The organism is Nitrospirota bacterium, from assembly GCA_040752355.1.
Lineage (GTDB): Bacteria > Nitrospirota > Thermodesulfovibrionia > Thermodesulfovibrionales > Dissulfurispiraceae > JBFMCP01.
Genome location: JBFMHE010000009.1, coordinates 1 through 22066 on the forward strand (window position 1 = coordinate 1; position 22066 = coordinate 22066).

Genomic DNA, 22066 nt, shown 5'->3' on the forward strand with positions numbered 1-22066 from the left:
GCAACACCGCTGAACATGCCCTGGAGCGATAGTAACCCGGGAGGTTGTTTGAGCGTGAGTGGACTCAAGGTGACCACAGGGGGAGATGAAACAACCAATGATCCTATCGCCGTAAGGGCATACTGATAATCCAACGTTGCATTTGTAAAGCTCCGAGTGCGCTCCCTCTCCCGAAAGATTACACCCCGATCCTATTTTTACGCTGCCGGTATTTTTCGAACTCCTCTCTCTTCGCTTCATATCCCTTCTTGCCCATCATGCCGTAGGTGAGGTTCTTCCCTTCTTCCACGCCGGGCTGATCAAACGGGTTCACGCCGATGAGGGCGCCGGTAAGCGCGGTGACGACCGCAAAGAAGTGGAACAGCTGTCCCAGGTGGTAGGCATCGATCCTCGGCACGGTCACGGTGATGCTCGGCCTCCCGTTCTTGGCGAGAGCGATCTCCGAGGCTTCCTGCTCGACCTTGATGAGCTCGGCGAGCGTATGGCCCGAGAGGTAATTGAGCCCTTCCATCTCTTTGAAGACCGGGGGGATCCGGATGTCCGTCCCGTACTCCTCGACCGCGATGAAGACGACCACCTTGTCCTGCGGCCCCTCCATCCAGAGCTGCAGCTGCGAATGCTGGTCCGTGGTCCCGGTCGAGGGATACGGCGTCAGGCCTTTTCCCTCTTTGCCGAGGCTCTCGCCCCAGAGCTGGCAGAACCACTCGGAAAAGGACTTCAGGCGGTCGGCGTAAGGGACCAGGACCGTCATGGTTCTGCCTCTCTTCGCCTGCATGAGGGAGATGCCCGAGGCGATCAGGTACGCGGGGTTCTGCCGGAAATCCTCATGCGTGCACCGCGCATGAATGTCCCGCGCCCCCCTGAGCAGCTCCGCTGCATCGATGCCGACCGCTTCGGCAAGCAGCAGGCCGACGGCGCTCAGGACCGAATACCGTCCCCCTACTCCCGGGGGAATGGGCAGCGACTTCAGGCCATGGTCCTGGACGATCTTCCTGAGATTCCCCTTGGCAGGATCGGTGGTAACGATGATATGCTCCTCCGGCTCGAGAGCGGCTTCCTGCAGCCGCTGCCAGAGGATCATGAACGAGGCGATCGTTTCCGCGGTGCTGCCCGACTTGGTGATGACGTTGATGACGGTCCTGCCGAGGTCGGTCATATCCAGTATGGCGGCCAGCGTCATCGGATCGACATTGTCGTAAATGAAGACCTTCGGCGCAGCGCGCAGGTTATGAAAGGGGTGCAGGGCCTCGAGGATCGAGCGCGGCCCCAGGGCCGAGCCGCCGATCCCGAGGATAAGGAGCGTCTCGAAGCGGCCGGCGAAGCGCCCCATCTCTTTTATGGGGGCGATATCCTGACCGGGCAGGTCGAGCCACCCGAGCTCGGCATACCGCCTCGCCCGGAGCATGCCGTCGAATCTGGCGGTGTCGATCTGTCTGAAGTCGTCGGTCGTGAGCCCGTTTTCGCCGATGGAATCCCGCATCAGGTTGGAGCAGTCGATTCGGATCATTATGGGTCTCCCTTCGAAAATGAAAATTAAAACAAGAAGCAGAAACTGAGGAGCTATTTAGAGCGCCTAACTGCCTAACTGAATGCGGAGAGGGAGTTGAGCGAATGTACTCTACCTTGCCCGACTCCAAGCTCGTTCATTTCGTTAGGGGCTCTTAACTTTTAGTTTTTAACCTTTCACCATTACGTGCTGCAACCAGCCCCTCTTTGAGAATGATGATGAAGACCACGGTCAGGCCGAGGAGCAGGCCGAAGAGGTCGATCGCTTTCAGCGCAGCGAGGACCAGGAGAAAGGCGAAGACAACGAGAAGCCTGAAGATGCTCAGGAACACGATTTTTCCCTGGGGCCTCTCGACGCCGATGAGGGCTGTCACGCTCCACGCCAGTCCCTTCAGGTTGCTTGCCGCAACGAGACCGCCGACAAGAACACCGAGGGCGAAGCGCCGGCCGCCCCAGGGAGTGAGCAGCGAGAGGAGCGCGAGCGGGATCAGGACCAGCGCTGACTGGACGTTAACCCGTTTGATTATTGTTTCCATTGTTCCCTCCCTGCTGCTTGCGGGCCATTTTGACAAGCTCCCTGAATCCTGCAATTATACCGAGAATGAGAAAGACGAACGTGAGATAAGGCTCCGTTCCGAAGAGATAGTCGAGGCCGTATCCCATGGCGAGCCCGACAAAGGTCGAGACGACGAGCTGGATGCCGATGGTGCTCGCATCGAGGAGCTGCGCAAATACCGATTTTTCGGGCTTCTTTTCTTCCATCGGTTGTGTCAGAGGCTCTGATAAAAGAATTTGATAATTACTATAATTGTAACGGATTTGCCGAAAAAAAATAGCGGGGATTGCAGGACGCCTCACCTGTATCGGCCGGCACCGGGATGGCGCCGGACGATACGGATCACTTCCTGAACCCGCTCAGTGTTTTATAGGCGGCGCTGATCGTTTTTTCGATATCAGCCGCGGTATGGGCGAGCGAAATGAACCCCGCCTCGAACTGCGAGGGCGCCAGGTTGACCCCCTGCTCGAGCATCGCCCTGAAGAAGCGGGAGAAGAGGGCCGTATCCGCGGTCTTGGCGGTCTCGTAATCGACCACCTCCCGGTCGGTAAAATAGGTGCAGAACATGGTGCCCGCGCGGTAGAACCTCGCCGCAACCCCTGCCCTGGCCGCAGCATCTTTCAGCCCTTCTTCGAGGCGCTGCATCGTTTTTTCGAGCGTCTTGTAAGTCCCCCGCTTCGAGAGTATCTTCAAGGTCTCTATGCCCGCGGTCATCGCCAGGGGATTCCCCGAAAGCGTACCGGCCTGGTAGACCGGCCCTTCTGGAGAGATGATGGACATGATCTCCTTCCTGCCGCCGTAGGCGCCGACCGGCAGCCCGCCGCCGATCACCTTGCCGAGGCAGGTCAGGTCAGGGGTTATCCCGTAGTGCGCCTGGGCGCCGCCGTAGGCGACCCTGAACCCTGTCATCACTTCGTCGAAGATGAGGACAATGCCGTACTTCTCCGTCTCGGTCCGGAGCGTTTCGAGAAAGCCCGGACGGGGGAGCACGCAGCCGATATTGCCCACCACCGGCTCGACAATGACACAGGCTATCTCCTTTCCCGCCTTCCCGAGCATCTCCTTGAACGCGTCGATGTCGTTATAGGGAAGCGTTATCGTATTCTCAGCATACGAGGCCGGCACACCCGGGCTGTCGGGGAGCCCGAAGGTGGCAGCGCCGGACCCCGCTTTGACGAGCAGGCCGTCGGCATGGCCGTGATAGCAGCCCTCGAACTTGATGATCTTGTCCCGCCGGGTGAACCCGCGGGCTGCGCGTATGGCACTCATAGTCGCCTCGGTTCCCGAATTGACCATGCGGATCTTCTCGATCGAAGGATACGCCTTCATCACCATATGGGCGAGCTCTACCTCGAGGGGTGTCGGCGCGCCGAAGCTCGTCCCGTTCTCCGCAGCCTTCTTGAGCGCCTTGACGACCGCAGGATGGGCGTGCCCCACGATCATGGGACCCCAGGAGAGGACATAATCGATAAAGGCGTTTCCGTCCACATCGTAAATCTTGGAACCTTTCGCCTTTTTTATGAAAAGCGGCGAGCCCCCCACTGCCTTGAACGCCCGCACCGGGCTGTTCACCCCTCCGGGCATCACTGCCTGCGCCTTCTGAAAGAGCATCTTCGACCTGGACTGTTTCATCATCTTCATCTTCATCCCTCTGGCCTCTGGCCTCTGGAAATTCAATAGTTTTCACTGAATGTAGCATAAGTTTCGACGGCATGTCAAAAACTGCCGCGTACTTAATTATACTCTCTTGCAGCGCCTCTTTTATTGACAAGGGGACGGTAAAAAAATTAAAGTGGTGGATTCACCCCCGGAGGAGCACGCAATGGAACCGCTACCCTTCAAAAACGGGATATACATAACGGAGCCGGGCAAGGCGTCGCCCCTGGCGAAGGCGCTGCCCTCCGCAAGCTTCTACCGGAGAATGGCGGGGATCGTCCTCAGGTCGAGCAGGCTGGCGAAGCGCGGGCAGTACAAGACCCCCGAGTGGGCGGAGAGCAGCCGCGCCATCCTCGATGCCCTCGAAGCGTCGGGCGTCGTCTTCGAGATAACCGGTGCCGGGCATGTGGCCGGCCTCGCGGAGCCCTGCGTATTCATCGCCAATCACATGAGCACCCTCGAAACCTTTGTCCTGCCCTGCATCATCGCCCCTTTCCGGGAAGTGACCTTCGTGGTGAAGCAGAGCCTCATCGATTACCCCGTCTTCAGGCATGTGATGCGCTCGCGGGACCCGGTCGTGGTCGGCAGGACGAATCCCCGCGAAGATCTAAAGGCGGTGCTGGAGGGAGGGACCGAACGGCTGCATGCCGGCAGATCGGTCATCATCTTTCCGCAGACGACCCGGACAGCGGACTTCGACGCCGCGGCCTTCAACACCATCGGGATCAAGCTCGCCAGGAAAGCGGATGTCCCGGCAGTCCCCATCGCGCTCAAGACCGATGCCTGGGGCAACGGGAAGCATATCAGGGATTTCGGCAGGATCGACCCTTCGAAAAAGGTCTGGTTCTCTTTCGGCGAGCCGCTCCGGGTTGCGGACCGGGGGACCGGGGAGCATCAGGCGATCATCGCATTCATCGAGAGCAGGCTGCGGGAGTGGACTCGGCAGCCCCGCCCCTGACGCCGCTCAGCGCAGCGCGCCTCCCCCCATCTCGGCCTCATAGAATTGATAGGTGTTCCGCCCCCGCTGCTTGGCATGGTACATCGCTATGTCGGCCCGCTTCAGAAGGGTCTCGGCATCCTCGCCGTCTTCCGGGTAGAGACTCAGGCCGATGCTGGCCGTGACGCGGAGCACCCGGTCCTCGATGGCAAAAGGCTCCTGGAACACGGCGAGCAGTTTTCCGGCCACCACGAACGCGTCCTCGGCGCACTGGATCTCCGTAAGCACCATGATGAACTCGTCGCCGCCGATTCGGGCTACCATATCCGATTTCCGTGTGCAGCATTTGAGCCTGCCGGCGACCTCCTTCAGCAGCTGGTCACCGACGGCGTGCCCCAGGGAGTCATTAATAGCCTTGAACCCGTCGAGGTCGAGGAACATCACGGTCAGCATCGCGTGCGTGCGGCCGGCCTGGTGCAGGGCGCTGTTGAGGCATTCCATGAAGAGCACCCTGTTCGGGAGATCGGTGAGCAGGTCGTGGTTCGCCTGGTAGGTGATCGCCTCCTCCATCCTTTTGCGCTCGGTGATGTCGACGAGACTCTCGATGAGGTACTTCCTGCCGTGGAGCATCACCGGGACGACCGTCTTCAGGATGGGAACTTTTTCACCGTCCGCTCGCAGCAATACCCGCTCCGCATTGTCGACGGTGCGGCCCCTGTCGGTAATGGGGCACTCGCCCGCCTGGGTGGGACAGACGAACTGGTGACAGATATTCCCGATGATCTCCTCCTTGGCGAGGCCGATGGCCCTGACCGCCACGGGATTCGCCTCGACGATGCGATGTGTTTCCGCATCGATGATCAGGATGCCGGTCTGGATCGCATCCATGACGGTCTTGAGGTACTGTTCGCTCTCCCGCAGCGCGGCGACATGCATGGAGTTCTTGATCGCCACGGCAGCATGGTTGCCGATGTTCTGGTAGAGCGATATCTCCTCGCCGGTAAAGACGCGGCGATTACGGATATGGCCGACGAGCACGCCGAAGACCTCTTCCTCGATCATCATGGGCACGCCGATAGCGGAAGTAATGTCCCTCTCTCTCACCACCGAGGGCACTTCGAAGCGGGTCTCTGTCCTGAAATCGAGGACCGTACCGGGCTGCCGGGTTTTGGCCACATACGAGGCCAGCCCCTCCCCCTCGACAACGAAGAAGCTGCCGATCAGGGACTCGGGATAGCCGAGCGTGTCCTCGATCACGAGCCGGGTCCCGTCTTCGGAGAGGATCATCAGGGTGGAATAATCGAGGGCGAGCAGCTCCTTCGCGATGCCGACCACCTTCCGGTAGAGCCGCTTCAGGTCGGTGGTGGTGGTGATCTCCCTGGACACGAAGAGCAGCCGCTTGAGGGTCCCTGTCTGCCGCTCTATCACCTCGTTCAGGACAGGGCCGGGCACCGGCTTCCTCAGTTCGTTGAGCAGCTCACGAAGCTCGACGAGCTCGCGGATGAGCTGTTCTCTCGATTTGTCCTCGTCTCTCATAAGCGCTCCCGTGCCGGCAGGCGCACCTCTTCATTGTTTTACCGCTTGAGCGAAAGAGAGATCCTCTTTCTTTCACTATCGACGCCCAGCACCGTTACTTTAACCTTCTGGTGCACCGTAACCACCTCGGCGGGATTCCGCACAAACCGGCCGGCGAGCTCGCTGATATGCACCAGGCCGTCCTGGTGCACGCCGATATCGACGAACACGCCGAAAGCGGTGATGTTCGTCACTATCCCGGGCAGCTTCATGCCGGGCTGTACGTCCTCGATCTTTTCGATCCCGTCTGCGAACGCGAACGCTTCGAACCGCTCGCGCGGGTCGCGGCCCGGCTTCGCGAGCTCGGCCATGATATCGTTCAGCGTGGGCATGCCCACCGTATCGGTGACGTACCGCGCGAGGTCGATGCGCTTCCTCAGTTCGTCGTCGCACATCAGATCGAGCACCGAACAACCGGCGTCATCCGCCATGGTATCCACGATCGGGTAGCTCTCGGGATGGACGGCGCTGGCATCGAGGGGATGCTCACCATCCCTGATGCGCAGGAACCCCGCAGCCTGCTCGAAGGTCTTCGACCCCAGGCGGGGGATGTTCTTCAGTTCCTCCCGCGAGCGGAAAGGCCCGTGCTCGTTCCGGTATGCCACGATAGTGCCGGCGAGCTGCGGCCCCAATCCCGAGACATAGGCGAGGAGCTGTTTGCTCGCGGTATTCACCTCCACGCCGACCTTGTTCACGCAGCTGGTCACCACGTCATCGAGGCTGCGCTTGAGAGCGCCCTGATCGACATCATGCTGATACTGTCCTACCCCGATGGATTTCGGATCGATCTTCACCAGTTCCGCGAGGGGGTCCATGAGCCTTCTGCCGATCGATACCGCCCCGCGTACCGTCACATCGTGCTCGGGGAATTCCTCCCGGGCGGCTTCAGAGGCCGAATAGATCGAGGCGCCGCTCTCGTTGACCATGACGATGGTGAGACTCTTCGGCAGAGCGAGCCCCCTGATGAAGGTCTCGGTCTCTCTTCCCGCGGTGCCGTTTCCTATCGCAATCGCCCCGATGCCGAACCGTTCGCATGCCTTCTTCACCGCGGCCGCAGCCGCTGCCCTCTCCCGCTCCGACTGGTGGGGATATATGGTTTCGTTGTGCAGCAATTTCCCCTGCCGGTCGAGGCATACCATTTTGCAGCCGGTGCGAAAGCCGGGATCCAGGGCGAGCACGCTTCTCTGCCCCAGGGGGGGAGCAAGGAGAAGCTGCCGGAGATTTTCGGCGAAGACCCTGACCGCCTCCTCATCGGCGCGCTCTTTTGTCGCAAGGCGCATCTCGGTCTCGATGGACAGCGAAAGGAGCCTCTTGTAACCGTCATGCACCGCCGCCCTCACCTGCTGTGCGGAAGCCCCCCCGCCTTTCACAAACACTGCCTCAAGCAGCGGTACCGCGTCCTCCTCAGGCGGCACGATCCGGAGCATGAGAACGCCCTCGCTCTCTCCGCGCCGCATAGCGAGGACCCGGTGCGAGGGCGCCTTTGCAACCGGCTCTTCCCACTCGAAATAATCCTTGTACTTGACGCCTTCCCCCTCTTTGCCGGCGATCACCCTTGACCTGAAGACGCCTTTCGCTGCATAGAGATCACGCATCGCTGCACGGGCATGCCGGTCCTCGCTCACCCGCTCGGCAATGATGTCCCGCGCGCCGGCGAGGGCCTCCTCTGCCGTCCCGACGCCCTTTCCGGCATCGATGAACGCAGCAGCCTCTGCTGCGGGGTCCCGCTCATCCTGGGCTAAGATGATCCCGGCAAGGGGCTCCAGCCCTTTCTCCCTGGCGATGGCAGCACGGGTGCGGCGCTTCGGCCGGTACGGCAGATAGATATCCTCGAGATCGACCATGGTCGCGGCGGCCCCGATCCTCTCCCGCAATTCATCGGTGAGCAGCCCGCGCCCTTCGAGGGAGGCAAGGATCGCCGCGCGCCGCTTATCCAGCTCTTCGAGCTGGACGAGCCGGTCGCGGACGGCGGCGATAACCACCTCATCCAGGCTGCCCGTCGCCTCTTTCCGGTAGCGCGCTATAAAGGGCACGGTGGCGCCCTCCCCGAGCAGCGCCGCTGCCGCCTTTACCTGCTTCGGCGCAAGCGTTCGCTCGTGTGCGATCTTTGCAATATGTGCCTCGTTCATAGGTTCCTTCACACCGTTCTCGTGCAGAATTGCATACACGTAAAGGGAGGTAGATTACCAGAAGAAACGCAGGGGAGTAAAGGGCGGGGGGAGAAACAGGGGAACGGAGGGCGATAGTCCCGCAGCAGGCGCTGCCGCATCGCCGGCCCTGTACGTTGTGTCCGGCAGATTTTTTCGCTAGAATTCATATCATGCACTGCCGGCATGCGGGATAAGCAAACCTTGAGCGCTACCCTACAGCATCTCTCTGCTACGGTTCACCACCTGGCCCATACCATCGGCACGCGGAGTTATCGCGAGGTCGAGAAGCTGAACAGGACCGCCGATTATATAGAGGCGACCTTCCGTTCTTATGATCTCGTGGCAGAGAGGCAGGCCTTCACGTATCAAGGGAACACCTATTACAATGTGATCACGTCGGTGCGGGGCGCCGGCTCCGCACCCGGCGGGGACCTCGTCATCGGCGCGCATTACGATACCGTTGCAGGGACGCCCGGCGCCGACGACAACGCGAGCGGCGTTGCGGGCCTGCTCGAATTGGCGCGGCTTGCCGCCGCAGAGCCGCTGCGGAGGACGGTACAGTTCGCCGCCTTCACCCTGGAAGAGCCCCCGGCCTTCATGACGAGCAGGATGGGAAGCTATGTCTACGCCGGAAGCCTTAGAGAAAAAGAGAGGGATGTCTACGGAATGATCTCCCTCGAGATGCTCGGCTACTATACCGACGCCCGGGGCTCCCAGCTGTACCCGCTCCCGCTCCTGCAGTGGCGGTACCCCGACCGCGGCAACTTCATCGCCTTCGTGGGAAATACCACGTCCCGCCCGTTTACGCTCGAAGTAAAGAGCGCCTTGAACGCGGTCTCGCCCTTTCCCGTCGAGTCGCTCAATGCATCGCCCCTTATCCCCGGGATCAGTTTTTCGGACCACTGCAGTTTCTGGAGATGCGGCTATCCCGCCTTCATGATCACCGATACCGCCTTCTTCAGGAATCCGCACTACCACGGGCCGGGCGACACCCCCGAAACCCTCGACTACGAACGGATGTCCCGGCTTGTCGAAGCCCTCTCCCGTGCGCTCCGCATGCTGTAGCCCCTGCACTCCGAGGGGAAGCCGACTGCTCGCTCTTCCGTGCGTACCAAGCCTTGCGCTCCTCTTCTCCCATGACCTACAATAAAGCCATGACACTGGGAATCATCGGCGGCAGCGGGCTGTATGGGATCGAGGGGCTCGAGATCACCAGGGAGGTTACCCTCTCGACGCCCTGCGGCGAACCGTCGTCGGCGTATGCGCTCGGTACGCTCGACGGCAGGGACGTCGTCTTCCTCGCCCGCCACGGGATACCGCACCGGCTCCCTCCTCACAAGGTGAACTACCGCGCCAATATCTGGGGTTTCAAATCCCTGGGAGTCGAGCGCCTCATCGCCGTGAGCGCCGTCGGCGGCATACACCGGGCAATGTCCCCGGGCTCGCTCGTGCTCCTCGACCAGATCATCGATATGACCCAGGGGGCCCGGGCCTCGACCTTTTTCGACGGCGAGGAGGTCGTCCATGTCGATTTCACGTTTCCCTATTGCAGCGAGATGCGGACCGCCATCATGGAGGCGGCGCTGCAGCGCGACCTGCCCCTTGTCGATTCAGGGACTTATATCTGTGTCAACGGCCCCCGCCTCGAGACAGCGCGGGAGATCGCCTTCTTTTCCTCGATCGGCGCCGATGTGGTCGGCATGACCGCGATGCCCGAGGCGGCGCTCGCCCGCGAGGCCGAGCTCTGCCTCGCGGGTATCGCGGTGGTGACGAACTATGCGGCGGGCATGGTCGAAAAGAAGCTGACCACGACCGAGGTGGTCGAGACCATGAAGGGCTCCCTCGAGCGCATAAAGGCGCTGGTCAGGGAAGCCCTCGTCCGCATCCCTCCCCGGCGCGCCTGCTCCTGCGGCGAAGCCCTCAAAGACGCGAAACTGTAACCGATAGCCCGCAGCAGCGGAAAGAGCGGAAATCAAAAGAAAAAGTTTAAAAACAAGGAGCTCCTTGATTTTTATTTCCCGCTCTTTGCTCTTCGATCGTTCCGCCGCTCTTAGCTGCCAGTTTCGCGTATCCTTGACAGTGTTTGTACAATCTTATTATCATAAAAAGTAGACTTCATTCGAAACTGCACCGCGCATATCAGCAGAGTACGTGTCCTAATTTTTTATATACAGGGGGACCTCACATGGCAGGGCATTCCAAATGGGCTCAGATCAAGCATAAAAAAGCCCATACCGACGCGAAGCGGGGGAAAGCGTTCACCAAGATCGTGAAGGAGATTTCCGTTGCCGCGCGGATCGGCGGCGGGGATCCCGGCGGCAACCCCCGCCTCAGGACCGCTATCGAAAAGGCCAAAGAGGCAAATATGCCCTCCGATAACGTCAAGAAAGCGATCATGAAGGGCACGGGCGAGCTGCCCGGCACCACCTACGAAGAAGGGATGTACGAGGGATACGGCCCCGGCGGAGCGGCGATCCTCATCGAGGTGCTCACCGATAACAAGAACAGGACCGTCTCCGAGATACGCCATATCCTCTCGAAGAACGGCGGAAATCTCGGGGAGGCCGGCTGTGTTGCCTGGATGTTCGAGAAAAAGGGCTATATCATCGTCGAGAAGACCAGGGCCGATGAAGACACCCTGATGTCGCTCGTCCTCGATGCAGGAGCGGAAGACCTGAGAAACGACCCGAAGGAAGACAACTACGAAATCATCACCTCTCCCGACGCGCTCGACGCGGTCAAGGAGGCGGTCGTAAAGGGGGGCATCCCCGTATCCCTTGCGGAGGTCACCATGCTCCCGAAGAGTTATGTCCCGCTCGAGGGGCAGGCCTCGGAGCAGATGGTGAGGCTGATCGACGCCCTCGAGGACAACGACGATGTCCAGAATGTCTACAGCAATTTCGATATAGCCGACGAATCGGTAGCGCTTCAGAAGTAAGAGGGACAACGTGAGCAGCAGGAAGTAAGCCCGTCCTCAACGGTACCAGGGAGTCATATGAGTGAATCGATACGCATCACCTTCAAGAGGAAATTCCTTGCCGGCCTCATCATCACCATTCCCGTCGTCCTCACCATCTCCGTCCTCGTCAGCCTCTTCAATTTCATCGACGGGATCCTGGGGCCGTTTTTCGACGCGCTCCTCGGTACGCACGTTGCGGGGCTCGGCTTCGTTACCGCCGTCGCCCTCGTCTTCTTCGTCGGCATATTCTCGACCAACATGTTCGGCAAGAGGGTCCTCGGCCGCGTGGAGCGGGTATTCCTCAATATCCCCGTGTTCAAGAGCATCTATAACGCCATAAAGCAGCTCGTGGACGCCTTTTCCCCGGAGAACAGCGCATCCTTCAAGCAGTTCGTCATTGTCGAATACCCGCGGCCGGGCTCCTACGCCTTCGGCTTTCTCACGAAGGAGTGTTCCGTGACGGCGGCGGACCGCGAGCTCACGCTCAAGGCGGTCTATGTGCCGACGAACAATCTCTATCTCGGCGACGTCGTCCTCCTCGACGACCGGAGCATCATCCACACCGATATTCCCATAGAGAACGGCATCAGGATCATCCTCTCCGGCGGCATCGCGGCGCCGTCGAAGATCCTCGAGGCCCCTTCCGTCCCGTGCGACACCCTCCTGAAGAGGAGCGCCTAGCGTGGCGCGCATCCGGCATATCTCGGGCAAGAAACGGGCAAAGGAACGGGCAGCGGTAGTGCTTGCTGCCGGGCTCGGCACGCGCATGAAATCATCGCTGCCGAAAGTGCTGCATACGATCAACGGAAAACCCCTCGTCCGGTACGTGGTCGAAGCGGTGAGCGCGGTATCGCCGCAGCGCATCGTGGTCGTCGTCAGCCCTGCCACGAATGACGGCATCCGGAAGGCGCTCGCCGGTCTTCCCGTCCTCTTCTCCCTCCAGAAAGAGCCGAAAGGCACCGGCGATGCGCTGAAGACAGCGGCGCGGAAGCTCCGGGATTTCGACGGCACGGTGGTGGTCGTCAGCGGCGACACCCCGCTGGTAACCGGAGAGACGCTCGAGACGCTCCTCGCGCTCCATGCAAAAAACAGGGAGCAGCTTTCCATGATTTCCTTCGTCGCCGGCGGTCCGCATTCCTACGGAAGAATCGTGAGGGCGGGCAGCAGGGTCGCCGCGATCGTGGAGGACAAGGATGCCGATGCAGAGCAGAAGAAGATAGACGAGGTCAACAGCGGTATCTACGCCATCGCCTCGTCGCTGCTGCCCCTGCTGAAAGAGATCAGGCGCAATCCCGTGAAGGGTGAATACTACCTCACCGACCTCGCCGGCATCGCCGTGAAGAAAGGATACACCGTGGGGGCGCACTCCCTCGGTAACGAACGGGAGTTGACGGGCATCAACACGCCTGAAGAGCTCTACCGCGCCGGCCACTACCTCAGGGAGCGCGTCCTTTCGCAGCTCCTGGAGCAAGGGGTCTCCTTTGTCGACCGGGCGTCGGTCTACATCCATCCCTCGGTCACCGTCGGCCCCGGCACGCTCATCTACCCCAACGTGCACCTCGAAGGGGCCACGTCGGTCGGCAGCGGCTGCATCATCTGCCCGAATACGCGTATCGTCGACAGCACTATCGGCAATGCCGTCACTGTCAAGGACTCCACGGTCATCGAGTCGTCGGTGGTGCACGACAGCGCGGCGGTCGGGCCCTTTGCGCATCTCAGGCCGGGCTCGGTGATCGGCGCCTCGGCAAAGATAGGGAATTTCGTCGAGGTCAAAAAATCCGTTATCGGCGAAGGGACCAAGGCGTCGCACCTCAGCTATCTGGGCGATGCGGAGATAGGGAAGGACGTGAATATCGGGGCGGGCGCCATAACCTGCAATTATGACGGGACCCGTAAGCACAAGACCACCATAGAGGACGGGGTCTTCATCGGCAGCGACACCCAGCTGGTCGCACCGGTGACGGTGGGGAAAGGCGCCTACGTAGGCGCAGGCTCCACCATCACGAAAGATGTCCCGCCCCTCGCCCTCGCCCTGAGCAGGGCCCCGCAGAAGCAGCTCGAGAACTGGGCGCTGCGGAAACAGCAGGACCGAAAGCGTGCGACGGCACGCAAACCAATGAAAAAAGGGGGGTAGAGTAACCCATCACCCGTTACGCGTTACTCGTTACAGTATATGTGCGGCATTATCGGCTATATCGGCAATAAGAACGCCATTCCTCTCGTTATGGATGGCCTGAAGCGCCTTGAGTACCGGGGGTATGACTCGGCGGGCATCGCCTACATCGAAGGGGACCGTATCGAGGTGAAGCGGTGCAAGGGCAAGATCAGCGCGCTCGAGAGCATCATCGGCTCGCTCCCTGTCGCGAGCAGTCTCGCCATCGGCCATACGCGGTGGGCCACCCACGGCAAGCCGTCCGACAATAACGCCCACCCCCACCGCTCCGACGGCATCGTCGTCGTGCATAACGGGATCATCGAGAATTACGTCGAGCTGCGGCACCAGCTCCAGCAGGAGGGCTTCGTCTTCACCTCGGAAACGGATACGGAGGTGCTCGCCCACCTGATCAACAAGCATGCCCGGAGCAGCGGGATCGAGGATGCGGTGCGGACCGCGCTCAAGGAGGTGCGCGGGGCGTACGCCTTTGCCGTCATTGACGAGAAAGAGCCCGACAAGATCCTCGCGGTGCGCAAGGAGAGCCCCCTGGTCATAGGACTCGGAGAGGGAGAGTGCTTCCTCGCCTCCGACGTACCCGCCTTCCTCAGCCACTCGCGCGACGTCATCTTCCTCGACAACAACGAGATGGCGATCCTCCACCGCGACGGCGTCACGATCACCGACCTCGACGGCGCGCCGCTCGATAAGACGGTCACGACCATCTCCTGGAGCCCCTCGATGGCGGAAAAGGGCGGGTACCGCCACTTCATGCTCAAGGAGATCTTCGAGCAGCCGCGGGCGATCGCCGATACGATCAGGGGAAGGGTCTCTCCCGAGCGGGGCGACGTAGCGATCGAGGAGTTCGGCCTCAGCCCCGAGGCGATCACGAGCATCGACAAGATATTCATCGTCGCCTGCGGCACCTCCTACCATGCGGGCATGACCGGCAAATACATGATCGAGGAGCTCGCACGGATACCGGTCGAGGTGGACATCGCCTCCGAGTTCAGGTACCGCACGCCGATCATAACGCGCAACACCCTCTTTGTCGCCATAACGCAGTCGGGCGAGACCGCCGACACCCTCGCCGCTTCCCGCGAAGCGCGCCGCCTCGGCGCCAGGGTGTTGAGCATCTGCAATGTCATCGGGAGCACCGCCTCCCGGGAGTCGGATTTCGTCTTCTATACCCATTCGGGGCCCGAGATCGGGGTCGCCTCGACCAAGGCCTTCACCACCCAGATCGTCGCGCTCTATCTCCTGGCGATCGCCCTGGGCAGGGTCCGCGGAACGCTCCCCGGCGCTCAGGCGGCGGCCCTGATCGACGACCTCCTCCACCTCCCCGCGAAAGTGGAGCACGCGCTGGAACAGGAGGCGCTGATCAGCACGATCGCAAAGGAGCTCTTCAAGGCGAAACAGTTCCTCTACCTGGGAAGGGGCATCAATTATCCCATCGCCCTCGAGGGGGCGCTGAAACTGAAGGAGATCTCGTACATCCATGCCGAAGGCTATGCTGCGGGCGAAATGAAGCACGGCCCCATCGCCCTGATCGACGAGGAACTCCCCGTCGTCGTCCTCGCCCCCGCAGGGAGGCTGTACGAGAAGGTCGTCTCGAACATGGAGGAGGTGCGCAGCAGGGGGGGCACCATCGTCGCCGTAACCTCGCCCGGGAACAGGGGGATACGGGACCTCGCGAAGTACGCCCTCACCATAGAGGAGAGCAACGACTATCTGAACACCGTCTTCCTGACGGTTCCCTTGCAGCTCCTTGCCTACCACATCGCCGTGCTGCGGGGGTGCGATGTGGACCAGCCGAGGAACCTGGCAAAGAGCGTAACGGTTGAATAGAGGGGACAGGGACCGCTCTTCCTTGTCTTTGTTCTCAGGGATTTATTAATATAGTTAAGGAGCCATGATGTCAAAGGATGTTTTACTAGACGATCTCAACGCCCGGCAGCGCGACGCCATCCTTCACGCGAAAGGTCCGCTCCTGGTGCTCGCGGGCGCGGGAAGCGGCAAGACGCGGGTGATCACCTATAAATTCGCCCACCTGGTCAAGAAGAAGAAGTATGCGGCCCCGTCGATCCTTACCGTCACCTTCACCAACAAAGCCGCCGAGGAGATGAAAGAACGCATCGGCGCGTTTATCGACGGCGATCTCAAGAGCGCCTGGATCGGCACTTTCCATTCGCAGTGCAACAAGATCCTCCGGAGAGAGATCAGGGCCCTCGGCTACAAGCCCGACTTCACGATCTACGACGAAGGGGATCAGTGCGGTCTCATCCGCCACATCCTCAAGGAGTTCAACATCTACGAGGCGCTCTACAAAGGGGTCGCCGGGCGCGTCAGCATCCTGAAGTCGTCCCTCATCTCTCCCGAGCAGTTCCTCTCGCAGGGAGACGGGTTCAGCTTCGACGAGAAGCTCGGCAGGGTCTACCTGAAATACCAGGACGAGCTGAAGCGCTGCAACGCCCTCGACTTTGACGACCTCATTACGCTCACCGTACGGCTCTTCGAGGAGTATCCGAAGATACGCGAAAAGTATGTCGAGCTGTTCCCCTATATCCTCGTCGACGAGTTCCAGGATACGAACCGCTCGCAGTACCGGCTCCTGCACCTCCTCGCCTCGGCTCATAACAACATCTGCGCAGTCGGCGACGACGACCAGAGCATCTATAAGTTCCGGGGCGCGGACGTAAGCAACATCCTCGACTTCGAAAAGGATTTTCCGGGGGCGACGATCATCAAGCTCGAGCAGAACTACCGCTCCACCCAGAACATCCTCGATGTCTCCGGCTCGGTCATCGCCAGGAACCCCCTCCGCCGGCCTAAAAAACTCTGGACCGACCGCGGGCCCGGGGAGCGCGTCTGCTATTACCAGCTCAACACCGAGGACGACGAAGCGAAGTACGTGGCCCGCGCCATAAAAGACCTGTACCTCAAGAACAATTACGAGTACAGCGACTTCGCGGTGCTCTACCGCATCAACCTCCAGGCGCGGGCGATCGAAGACGCCCTGCGCGAAGAGGGTATCCCCTACACCGTGGTGAGCGGCATAAGCTTCTATCAGAGGAGAGAGATCAAGGACCTCATCTCCTACATGCGGGTTGCGCTGAACCGCGACGATACGGTGAGCGTCAGGAGGATCATCAACAGCCCCTCGCGGGGGATCGGGGCCTCGACGCTCGCCAAGATCGAGCAGGAGGCGAAGAAGCACTCCGTCAATCTCCTCACGGCGATAGCGTCGATGCTGAAATCGAATAACGTGGCCGTCTCGCTCAAGGACAAGCTCGGCGAATTCATCAAGATCATCGACAGCCTCTCTCCCGCCTCCTGCAAGACCGCTGCCGAGATGCTGAAGGACATCGTCGAGAAGACAGGATACATCCAGGACATCGAGGAGGAGCGGCTCCAGAATATCATGGAGCTGATCGCCTCGGCGGAGAACATCGGCGTCAAGGACTTTCTCGAACGCGCCTCGCTCGTGACCGGGGCGGACGGCGAGACCCCGAGGGACGCCGCGGTGTCGCTCATGACGCTGCACAGCGCCAAGGGCCTCGAGTTTCCGGTCGTGTTCATCGTCGGCCTCGAGGAGGGCATTCTGCCCTACTTCAAAGCCATTGATGACGAAGCGGAGATGCACGAGGAGCGGCGGCTCTTCTACGTGGGCATGACCAGGGCGAGAGATATGCTCTACCTCCACGGCGTCAAAAAGAGGAGACTCTTCTCCAAGGTCCAGGACCAGGAGGCGTCCCGCTTTCTCGACGATATCCCGAGGGACTGCTGCCAGTGGCTCGAAAAGACTATCCCCCAGCAAAAGCCGGTTGCGGCCCCGAAACCGGTCAGGATAGCTCCTGCGCGGCCGAGCGGCCCGGCCTACATCGTCGGGAGCAAGGTGAAACACCCCTCCTGGGGGATCGGCATCGTGCGGGACTGCTGCGGCGACGGCGACGAGACGAAGGTGACCGTCAACTTCCCGAACGTCGGCCTGAAGCGCCTCTCGGTCAAGCATGCAAACCTGGAGAGGATATAGCGACCGTGGTGAGAGGCAAAGGATGAGGATAACAAGGGACGATGCAGCCCACATAGCGAAGCTCTCGCGGCTCGCCCTCTCCGGTGAGGAGCTCGATACCTTCAGCAGCCAGCTCAGCACGATCCTCGACTATGTGGAGCAGCTCAACACGCTCGACACGAGCGGGGTCGAGCCGACCTCGCATGTGCTGCCCCTGAACAATGTCGTGAGAGAGGACGTACCGGCAGCGTCGCTGCCGCGCGAGGAGGCGCTGAGGAACGCCCCCGACCGGACCGAGAAGTTCTACCGGGTGCCGAAAATAATAGAATAAAATGACGGCAAGTCCGAAATTCGAAACTCTAAATCCTAAACAAAAACAGATAATAAGAAAAATCTCCTTTGCTTAGAGTTCCGTGCTTCGGATTCAGTGTTTGAGGTAATAGTTATGCTGAGATGTTTTTTAAGATCGAAGATTCACATGGCAACGGTGACGGAATCGAACCTCGCCTACGAGGGGAGCATTACCATTGATCGTGAGCTCATGGACCAGGCGGGCATACTGCCCTATGAGCAGGTCATGATCAGCAACCTGAACAACGGCGAGCGGTTCGAGACGTATGTGATACCCGGGAAGCCGGGCTCCCGCGAATTCTGCCTCAACGGCCCCACCGCGCGCAAGGGCATGGTCGGCGACCGGATCATCATCTTCGCCTATTGCTATCTCGACAAGGCGGAGATGGAAGGGTTCTCCCCCGTCATCATCAAGCTCGACGGGAATAATAACCCCCTCGGGTAACTCTTATCGCTCCCCCTCTTCTTTTTCCTGCAACAAAAGAAAGAATTGAAGATCTGCCTTATCTCTTTCTCTAACGCCCTGTTTGCTCCGGATCATGGTTTTCAGGTCGGCAATGGGAACAGGAATACCATCCAGGTCATATATCTCGATTCCGGCGTTCCGATAGGTTAAGTCCCCGACTTTACCGATCAGACCGATGACTATCTCATCAGCGATTCTCACGACGGTATAGTTCCTTACATCGTCCGGGCGAACCTCCAGCGACGCCTTATCCTGCAAGAACGATAAGGCCTCTCTGATCCTCTCTATGTTCTCCTCGGTATCCTCTACAAGCAGGTCAATATCCTGCGTAGAACGGGGCAGCCCATAGTAGTTGACCGCCAGACCGCCTACCAGGATATACTTGGCGCCGGCCTTATTGAGATGCTCACATACGCTCTTGAGATCGTCTACTGTCGGCGGCGCTAAAGCAAAAGGAGAGAGCTTGCGCTCTCTCCTTCAGGGAGGGTCAGGAAATGAGCCATGCTCATTCCTGGCGGGAAAGCACCCTAGAACTTGTAGGCGACCGTGGCGAAGACCACGTTGGCGTTGTACGACTGATCCGCGTAGGCGCCGGTCAAGAACGTATTCGGTGTAGCAATAGGGAAGGCGAATATGTATCCGTCAAGCGTTGCGTCATTATACTTATACTGCTCATAAGCATATCCCGCGGAGAGAGAAAACGCCTTTGTGACATTGAAGATGACCTTGGCTATGAAGAGGTCTTTCCGGTAGTCGTCCCAATTGTCGATATCGATGTTCTCGTTGGTGCGCCCCAGCGTAAGCGCATCGGCAAAGAAGTAGGTATAGTCCGCGGACCCGTCGGAATCCACATGGTTATACTGGAGCTGAAGCGTCAGCTTCCTGGGAATGAGATAGATGTCGGTAGCGGCTCCGTAGTCGTAGCTCTCGTTGACCTGCGTAACGTCCCAGTTAAATACAGGGCCCCCCGGAGGAGGCGGAGGAACCAGCACCACAGGCGGGACGGTCGGATCCATCAAGCCGGCATCCGCATTGAAAGGAGCCTGGCGCTGGAATTGATACAGCTTGGTCCTTTCGTAGTCGAAGTAGGCAAACAACCGTGCAAATCTCCCTATGGCGTAATCCGCATCGACATTGAATTCATACCTCTTGTCATCATGCAGACCGAACACCGTATCCTTATAGTCCGACTTTTTGTATTGGAACCCGAATCCCACGTTAAGAGCTTCCAGGGGATACAGCTCAACCGACGCCCGGTACGTATCCCTGTCCTGCGGCCCTGCATCGAACCTCCTCAGGAAAGGCTCGACCACATCTGCAACGTCCTGCTCTGCCTGAACACCCGTAACGACCGTCAACTGCCCGTGCTCCGCATCCCTTTCGAGCCGCTCGTACCCTGCCCTGACAGTCAGGAAGTCGAGCCCGGTCCACCGCGCGTCGATCGAGTAGATGTCGTCCTCGGTCTCCGGGAGGTCCTCCCTGCTCCTGTTGGTCTTCACATATTTGTAGGCAGGAGTAATATGGAAATTCGCCGGCAGCCTGAAGCCGAGCTCGATGCCGGCGCTGTTTTTATGATAGTCGAAAAGCCGGTTCGTAAGAGTGACGCCGCTCCCGCTGTCGGTATGGGTTATCCTGTCGGACTTGTTTTCCCATTCATAATACCGGTAGAAGAGCTTGGTATCCAGGAAGCGTACAGGACGCGATGTCAGGGCAAAAGCGTAATTCTGGGTATCGATCTTCCCGTCAAACGTAGTCCTTCCTCCGTAATCGACGCTCGCAGCAGCACCTTCAAAAACATAGGAGGTAATAAGCAGCGGGTTTGACTCTTTTCTCGAAAAGCCGAGATTGACATCGAACTTGCTGTTGAAGGGGAGATTGACTGCTCCTTTAAAACTTCCCTTGTAATACTCGTTGCCGGGCGGAAGACTCGTATTGTCGACGCCGCCGGTCACCGGGTGCTGAAAGCTCAACACCTCGTTGTCATTGTCGAAGTTGCTGTACAGGAAGCTCACCGATGCATACAGGGGCTTCCTCGAGTAGCCCGCCTCTGCTTTCAAGGTATTGGTCACATAGTCGATCGGCGCCGGAAGCTCTACAGCCCCCTGTCCCGGGGTGCCTGTTGAGGCGGCCGTCGGTCTTATGCCGTCCCGCTCTTCCCTCGCTGCCGAGACATCGAAGAAAAACGGTCTTATCGCGTCGAGTCGTATACCGCCGCCGTACTGTTTACGCTTCAGGGAGTAATCAAAGGCATTCCATGCGTCAGCTATCGTGACATCACCGGGGGCAAGAGGGATAGGCGCTCCGGTGAGGCTCCCCGTGCCGATGCCTGAATAGAAACTCCGCGCTCCATAGGTGATGTTATGAGGAATCTCATCGTAGAAAAAATCGTATTTGAATTTCCCCCATATGCCGCCGCTGAGATCGTACCGCTGGTTGTCGAAGCCCCAATCTTCGCTGTTATGGGCATAGCCGAAATTCGCCGCTTTGAGATCGAAGTAGTATCTCCCGCTTTCGTAGCCGAGCCGGATGTCGCCGTACACGCCGTCCTGGGTGTCCCGGTACTCATTGAACTTCGCCTCGCTGCCGTTCACCTCCGTGAGCATGCCGGTCACACTGATGCCGCCTTCCATCTTCTTTTCCTCAGCGACAGCATTCGACGAGAGCGTCATGAGCCCTAGTATGATTGCAAGGGTAATCAACGTTGTTTTCATTTCATCACCTCCCCTATCTCACGAACCGCAGGCCATGCGTCCCGGGCCCGTTGCTTCCGTGAATGTTCGTGTGGCAGTTCAGGCAGCTCCGGCCGACGAGCTTATTCGATATGGGAACAGTAACGCCGGGAGGCTTGATGAAGGCATCGGCCTGCGTGTATGCAGTCGCCGGATGGCCGCTCCATTCGTGGCAGCTCTGGCAGAGCTGCGGCAGTTTCTTATCGAGAAGCCGGTTATGGTTGCTGCCGTGGGGAGTGTGGCAGGTCAGGCAGTTCTCTTCGACCGGGGGATGCTCCCACATGAAGGGGCCGCGCATTTCTGCATGGCACTTATAACAGAGCTCGTTGACCGTGTCGGCCTTGATCATCTTCGGGTTCATGGTCCCGTGGGTATCGTGGCAGCTCGTGCACATCACTTTTCCCTCACGTATGGGGTGGTGCGACTGTTTATTAACCTGAAAGTTGATGCTCCGGTGGCAATCGAAGCAGAGGTCGGGCTCCGGTCCTCTCAGGTTCTCGTCGCCGCCGAAATGCGATGAATGGCACTGGTCGCAGGAGACGCCTGACGACTGGTGCTCGCTCAGGTTCCAGAAGGCGAGATGCCTGGAGTCCTCGTGGCAGGACAGGCACTGTGCCGACTTCTTCTCGGCAGCAACGCCCCGTTCGAACGTGAAGATACCGGTGCCTCTCCCGCCGCCTTTCTGAACATGTTCCGCTCCGGGCCCATGGCACGACTCGCAGCCGAAGCTGCTGGCAGGGGTGCCGGGCACCGCCTTTTTGCCATGCACCGAGCGCGCATAGCTTTCGTAGTACGCCTCATGGCAGCCCCTGCAGGTTTCGGAGCCGACATAGCCCGCCTTGCCCGCCGTATCGCGCTGCGACAAGGCGCTCCCCGAAAAGATGACCAGCGAGGAGAGAAATATGACCAGCAACAAGATTACCTTTTTCATCATCAACCCCCTCGAGCGCACAAAGTTTCCCTGTCCGGTTTTTCATCAAACCGGCATAGTCGTTCATCAACGATGTCGTCAGTGAT

19 protein-coding genes are annotated in these 22066 nt (G+C 59.6%); 10 read left to right on the forward strand and 9 right to left on the reverse strand.

Features of this window, described 5'->3' with window-relative positions; translation table 11 throughout:
- Nucleotides 1-178: 178 nt before the first annotated feature.
- The 4 genes from AB1805_07935 to hemL form a co-directional block, all read right to left on the reverse strand.
- Complete coding sequence (locus AB1805_07935) at nucleotides 179-1507, reverse strand: glucose-6-phosphate isomerase (GenBank protein MEW5745348.1); 1329 nt, start codon at nucleotides 1505-1507, stop codon at nucleotides 179-181.
- A 154-nt stretch (nucleotides 1508-1661) separates the two neighbouring features.
- The gene (locus AB1805_07940; protein ID MEW5745349.1) at nucleotides 1662-2042 is read right to left on the reverse strand and encodes a hypothetical protein; all 381 of its coding nucleotides are present in this window, start codon (nucleotides 2040-2042) and stop codon (nucleotides 1662-1664) included.
- The gene (locus AB1805_07945; GenBank protein MEW5745350.1) at nucleotides 2017-2268 is read right to left on the reverse strand and encodes an AtpZ/AtpI family protein; all 252 of its coding nucleotides are present in this window, start codon (nucleotides 2266-2268) and stop codon (nucleotides 2017-2019) included. Before AB1805_07945 ends, AB1805_07940 begins: the two co-directional genes overlap by 26 nt.
- Nucleotides 2269-2404: 136 nt before the next feature.
- Nucleotides 2405-3694 (reverse strand): glutamate-1-semialdehyde 2,1-aminomutase, encoded by a 1290-nt coding sequence (gene hemL, locus AB1805_07950; GenBank protein MEW5745351.1) that lies wholly within the window; start codon nucleotides 3692-3694, stop codon nucleotides 2405-2407.
- Between the two features lie 190 nt (nucleotides 3695-3884).
- Between hemL and AB1805_07955 the strand changes: the two genes are divergently transcribed.
- Entirely contained in the window at nucleotides 3885-4676 is a 792-nt protein-coding gene (locus tag AB1805_07955) for a lysophospholipid acyltransferase family protein (GenBank protein ID MEW5745352.1), read from the forward strand.
- Nucleotides 4677-4682: 6 nt separating this feature from the next.
- Here AB1805_07955 and AB1805_07960 read toward each other — a convergent pair whose 3' ends face one another.
- Both AB1805_07960 and AB1805_07965 read right to left on the reverse strand, forming a co-directional pair.
- A complete protein-coding gene (locus AB1805_07960) occupies nucleotides 4683-6191 on the reverse strand; it encodes a diguanylate cyclase (protein MEW5745353.1) in 1509 nt (502 codons plus the stop codon).
- Nucleotides 6192-6229: 38 nt separating this feature from the next.
- A complete protein-coding gene (locus tag AB1805_07965) occupies nucleotides 6230-8359 on the reverse strand; it encodes a Tex family protein (protein MEW5745354.1) in 2130 nt (709 codons plus the stop codon).
- Between the two features lie 222 nt (nucleotides 8360-8581).
- On the opposite strand from AB1805_07965, the gene AB1805_07970 reads away from it, so the two are divergent.
- From AB1805_07970 to panD, 9 genes are all read left to right on the forward strand, one after another.
- Complete coding sequence (locus AB1805_07970) at nucleotides 8582-9445, forward strand: M28 family peptidase (protein ID MEW5745355.1); 864 nt, start codon at nucleotides 8582-8584, stop codon at nucleotides 9443-9445.
- An 89-nt stretch (nucleotides 9446-9534) separates the two neighbouring features.
- Complete coding sequence (gene mtnP, locus AB1805_07975) at nucleotides 9535-10320, forward strand: S-methyl-5'-thioadenosine phosphorylase (GenBank protein MEW5745356.1); 786 nt, start codon at nucleotides 9535-9537, stop codon at nucleotides 10318-10320.
- Nucleotides 10321-10565: 245 nt separating this feature from the next.
- Complete coding sequence (locus tag AB1805_07980; GenBank protein MEW5745357.1) at nucleotides 10566-11318, forward strand: YebC/PmpR family DNA-binding transcriptional regulator; 753 nt, start codon at nucleotides 10566-10568, stop codon at nucleotides 11316-11318.
- A 57-nt stretch (nucleotides 11319-11375) separates the two neighbouring features.
- On the forward strand, nucleotides 11376-12020 hold the full coding sequence (locus tag AB1805_07985; GenBank protein MEW5745358.1) for a DUF502 domain-containing protein: 645 nt from the start codon (nucleotides 11376-11378) through the stop codon (nucleotides 12018-12020).
- A gap of 1 nt (nucleotide 12021) precedes the next feature.
- Nucleotides 12022-13473, forward strand: coding sequence for a bifunctional UDP-N-acetylglucosamine diphosphorylase/glucosamine-1-phosphate N-acetyltransferase GlmU (gene glmU / locus AB1805_07990; GenBank protein ID MEW5745359.1), 1452 nt, complete (start codon nucleotides 12022-12024; stop codon nucleotides 13471-13473).
- Nucleotides 13474-13512: 39 nt separating this feature from the next.
- A complete protein-coding gene (gene glmS / locus AB1805_07995; GenBank protein MEW5745360.1) occupies nucleotides 13513-15339 on the forward strand; it encodes a glutamine--fructose-6-phosphate transaminase (isomerizing) in 1827 nt (608 codons plus the stop codon).
- A gap of 64 nt (nucleotides 15340-15403) precedes the next feature.
- Complete coding sequence (locus tag AB1805_08000; GenBank protein ID MEW5745361.1) at nucleotides 15404-17524, forward strand: DUF3553 domain-containing protein; 2121 nt, start codon at nucleotides 15404-15406, stop codon at nucleotides 17522-17524.
- A gap of 22 nt (nucleotides 17525-17546) precedes the next feature.
- A complete protein-coding gene (gatC, locus tag AB1805_08005; protein MEW5745362.1) occupies nucleotides 17547-17834 on the forward strand; it encodes an Asp-tRNA(Asn)/Glu-tRNA(Gln) amidotransferase subunit GatC in 288 nt (95 codons plus the stop codon).
- Nucleotides 17835-17948: 114 nt separating this feature from the next.
- Nucleotides 17949-18299, forward strand: coding sequence for an aspartate 1-decarboxylase (gene panD, locus AB1805_08010; GenBank protein ID MEW5745363.1), 351 nt, complete (start codon nucleotides 17949-17951; stop codon nucleotides 18297-18299).
- 3 nt (nucleotides 18300-18302) lie between these two features.
- Here panD and AB1805_08015 read toward each other — a convergent pair whose 3' ends face one another.
- From AB1805_08015 to AB1805_08025, 3 genes are all read right to left on the reverse strand, one after another.
- Entirely contained in the window at nucleotides 18303-18698 is a 396-nt protein-coding gene (locus AB1805_08015) for a nucleotidyl transferase AbiEii/AbiGii toxin family protein (protein MEW5745364.1), read from the reverse strand.
- 149 nt (nucleotides 18699-18847) lie between these two features.
- On the reverse strand, nucleotides 18848-21031 hold the full coding sequence (locus AB1805_08020) for an MtrB/PioB family decaheme-associated outer membrane protein (protein MEW5745365.1): 2184 nt from the start codon (nucleotides 21029-21031) through the stop codon (nucleotides 18848-18850).
- A 13-nt stretch (nucleotides 21032-21044) separates the two neighbouring features.
- Nucleotides 21045-21983 carry a DmsE family decaheme c-type cytochrome gene (locus AB1805_08025; GenBank protein MEW5745366.1) on the reverse strand — a complete coding sequence of 313 codons (939 nt, stop codon included), beginning with the start codon at nucleotides 21981-21983 and terminating at the stop codon, nucleotides 21045-21047.
- Between the last annotated feature and the right edge of the window lie 83 nt (nucleotides 21984-22066).

Bases quoted from the DNA above. Each gene is read 5' to 3' on its own strand.
- AB1805_07935 (MEW5745348.1), bottom strand. From the start codon at position 1,507: ATGATCCGAATCGACTGCTCCAACCTGATGCGGGATTCCATCGGCGAA.
- AB1805_07940 (MEW5745349.1), bottom strand. From the start codon at position 2,042: ATGGAAACAATAATCAAACGGGTTAACGTCCAGTCAGCGCTGGTCCTG.
- AB1805_07945 (MEW5745350.1), bottom strand. From the start codon at position 2,268: ATGGAAGAAAAGAAGCCCGAAAAATCGGTATTTGCGCAGCTCCTCGAT.
- hemL (MEW5745351.1), bottom strand. From the start codon at position 3,694: ATGAAACAGTCCAGGTCGAAGATGCTCTTTCAGAAGGCGCAGGCAGTG.
- AB1805_07955 (MEW5745352.1), top strand. From the start codon at position 3,885: ATGGAACCGCTACCCTTCAAAAACGGGATATACATAACGGAGCCGGGC.
- AB1805_07960 (MEW5745353.1), bottom strand. From the start codon at position 6,191: ATGAGAGACGAGGACAAATCGAGAGAACAGCTCATCCGCGAGCTCGTC.
- AB1805_07965 (MEW5745354.1), bottom strand. From the start codon at position 8,359: ATGAACGAGGCACATATTGCAAAGATCGCACACGAGCGAACGCTTGCG.
- mtnP (MEW5745356.1), top strand. From the start codon at position 9,535: ATGACACTGGGAATCATCGGCGGCAGCGGGCTGTATGGGATCGAGGGG.
- AB1805_07980 (MEW5745357.1), top strand. From the start codon at position 10,566: ATGGCAGGGCATTCCAAATGGGCTCAGATCAAGCATAAAAAAGCCCAT.
- AB1805_07985 (MEW5745358.1), top strand. From the start codon at position 11,376: ATGAGTGAATCGATACGCATCACCTTCAAGAGGAAATTCCTTGCCGGC.
- glmS (MEW5745360.1), top strand. From the start codon at position 13,513: ATGTGCGGCATTATCGGCTATATCGGCAATAAGAACGCCATTCCTCTC.
- AB1805_08000 (MEW5745361.1), top strand. From the start codon at position 15,404: ATGATGTCAAAGGATGTTTTACTAGACGATCTCAACGCCCGGCAGCGC.
- gatC (MEW5745362.1), top strand. From the start codon at position 17,547: ATGAGGATAACAAGGGACGATGCAGCCCACATAGCGAAGCTCTCGCGG.
- panD (MEW5745363.1), top strand. From the start codon at position 17,949: ATGCTGAGATGTTTTTTAAGATCGAAGATTCACATGGCAACGGTGACG.
- AB1805_08020 (MEW5745365.1), bottom strand. From the start codon at position 21,031: ATGAAAACAACGTTGATTACCCTTGCAATCATACTAGGGCTCATGACG.
- AB1805_08025 (MEW5745366.1), bottom strand. From the start codon at position 21,983: ATGATGAAAAAGGTAATCTTGTTGCTGGTCATATTTCTCTCCTCGCTG.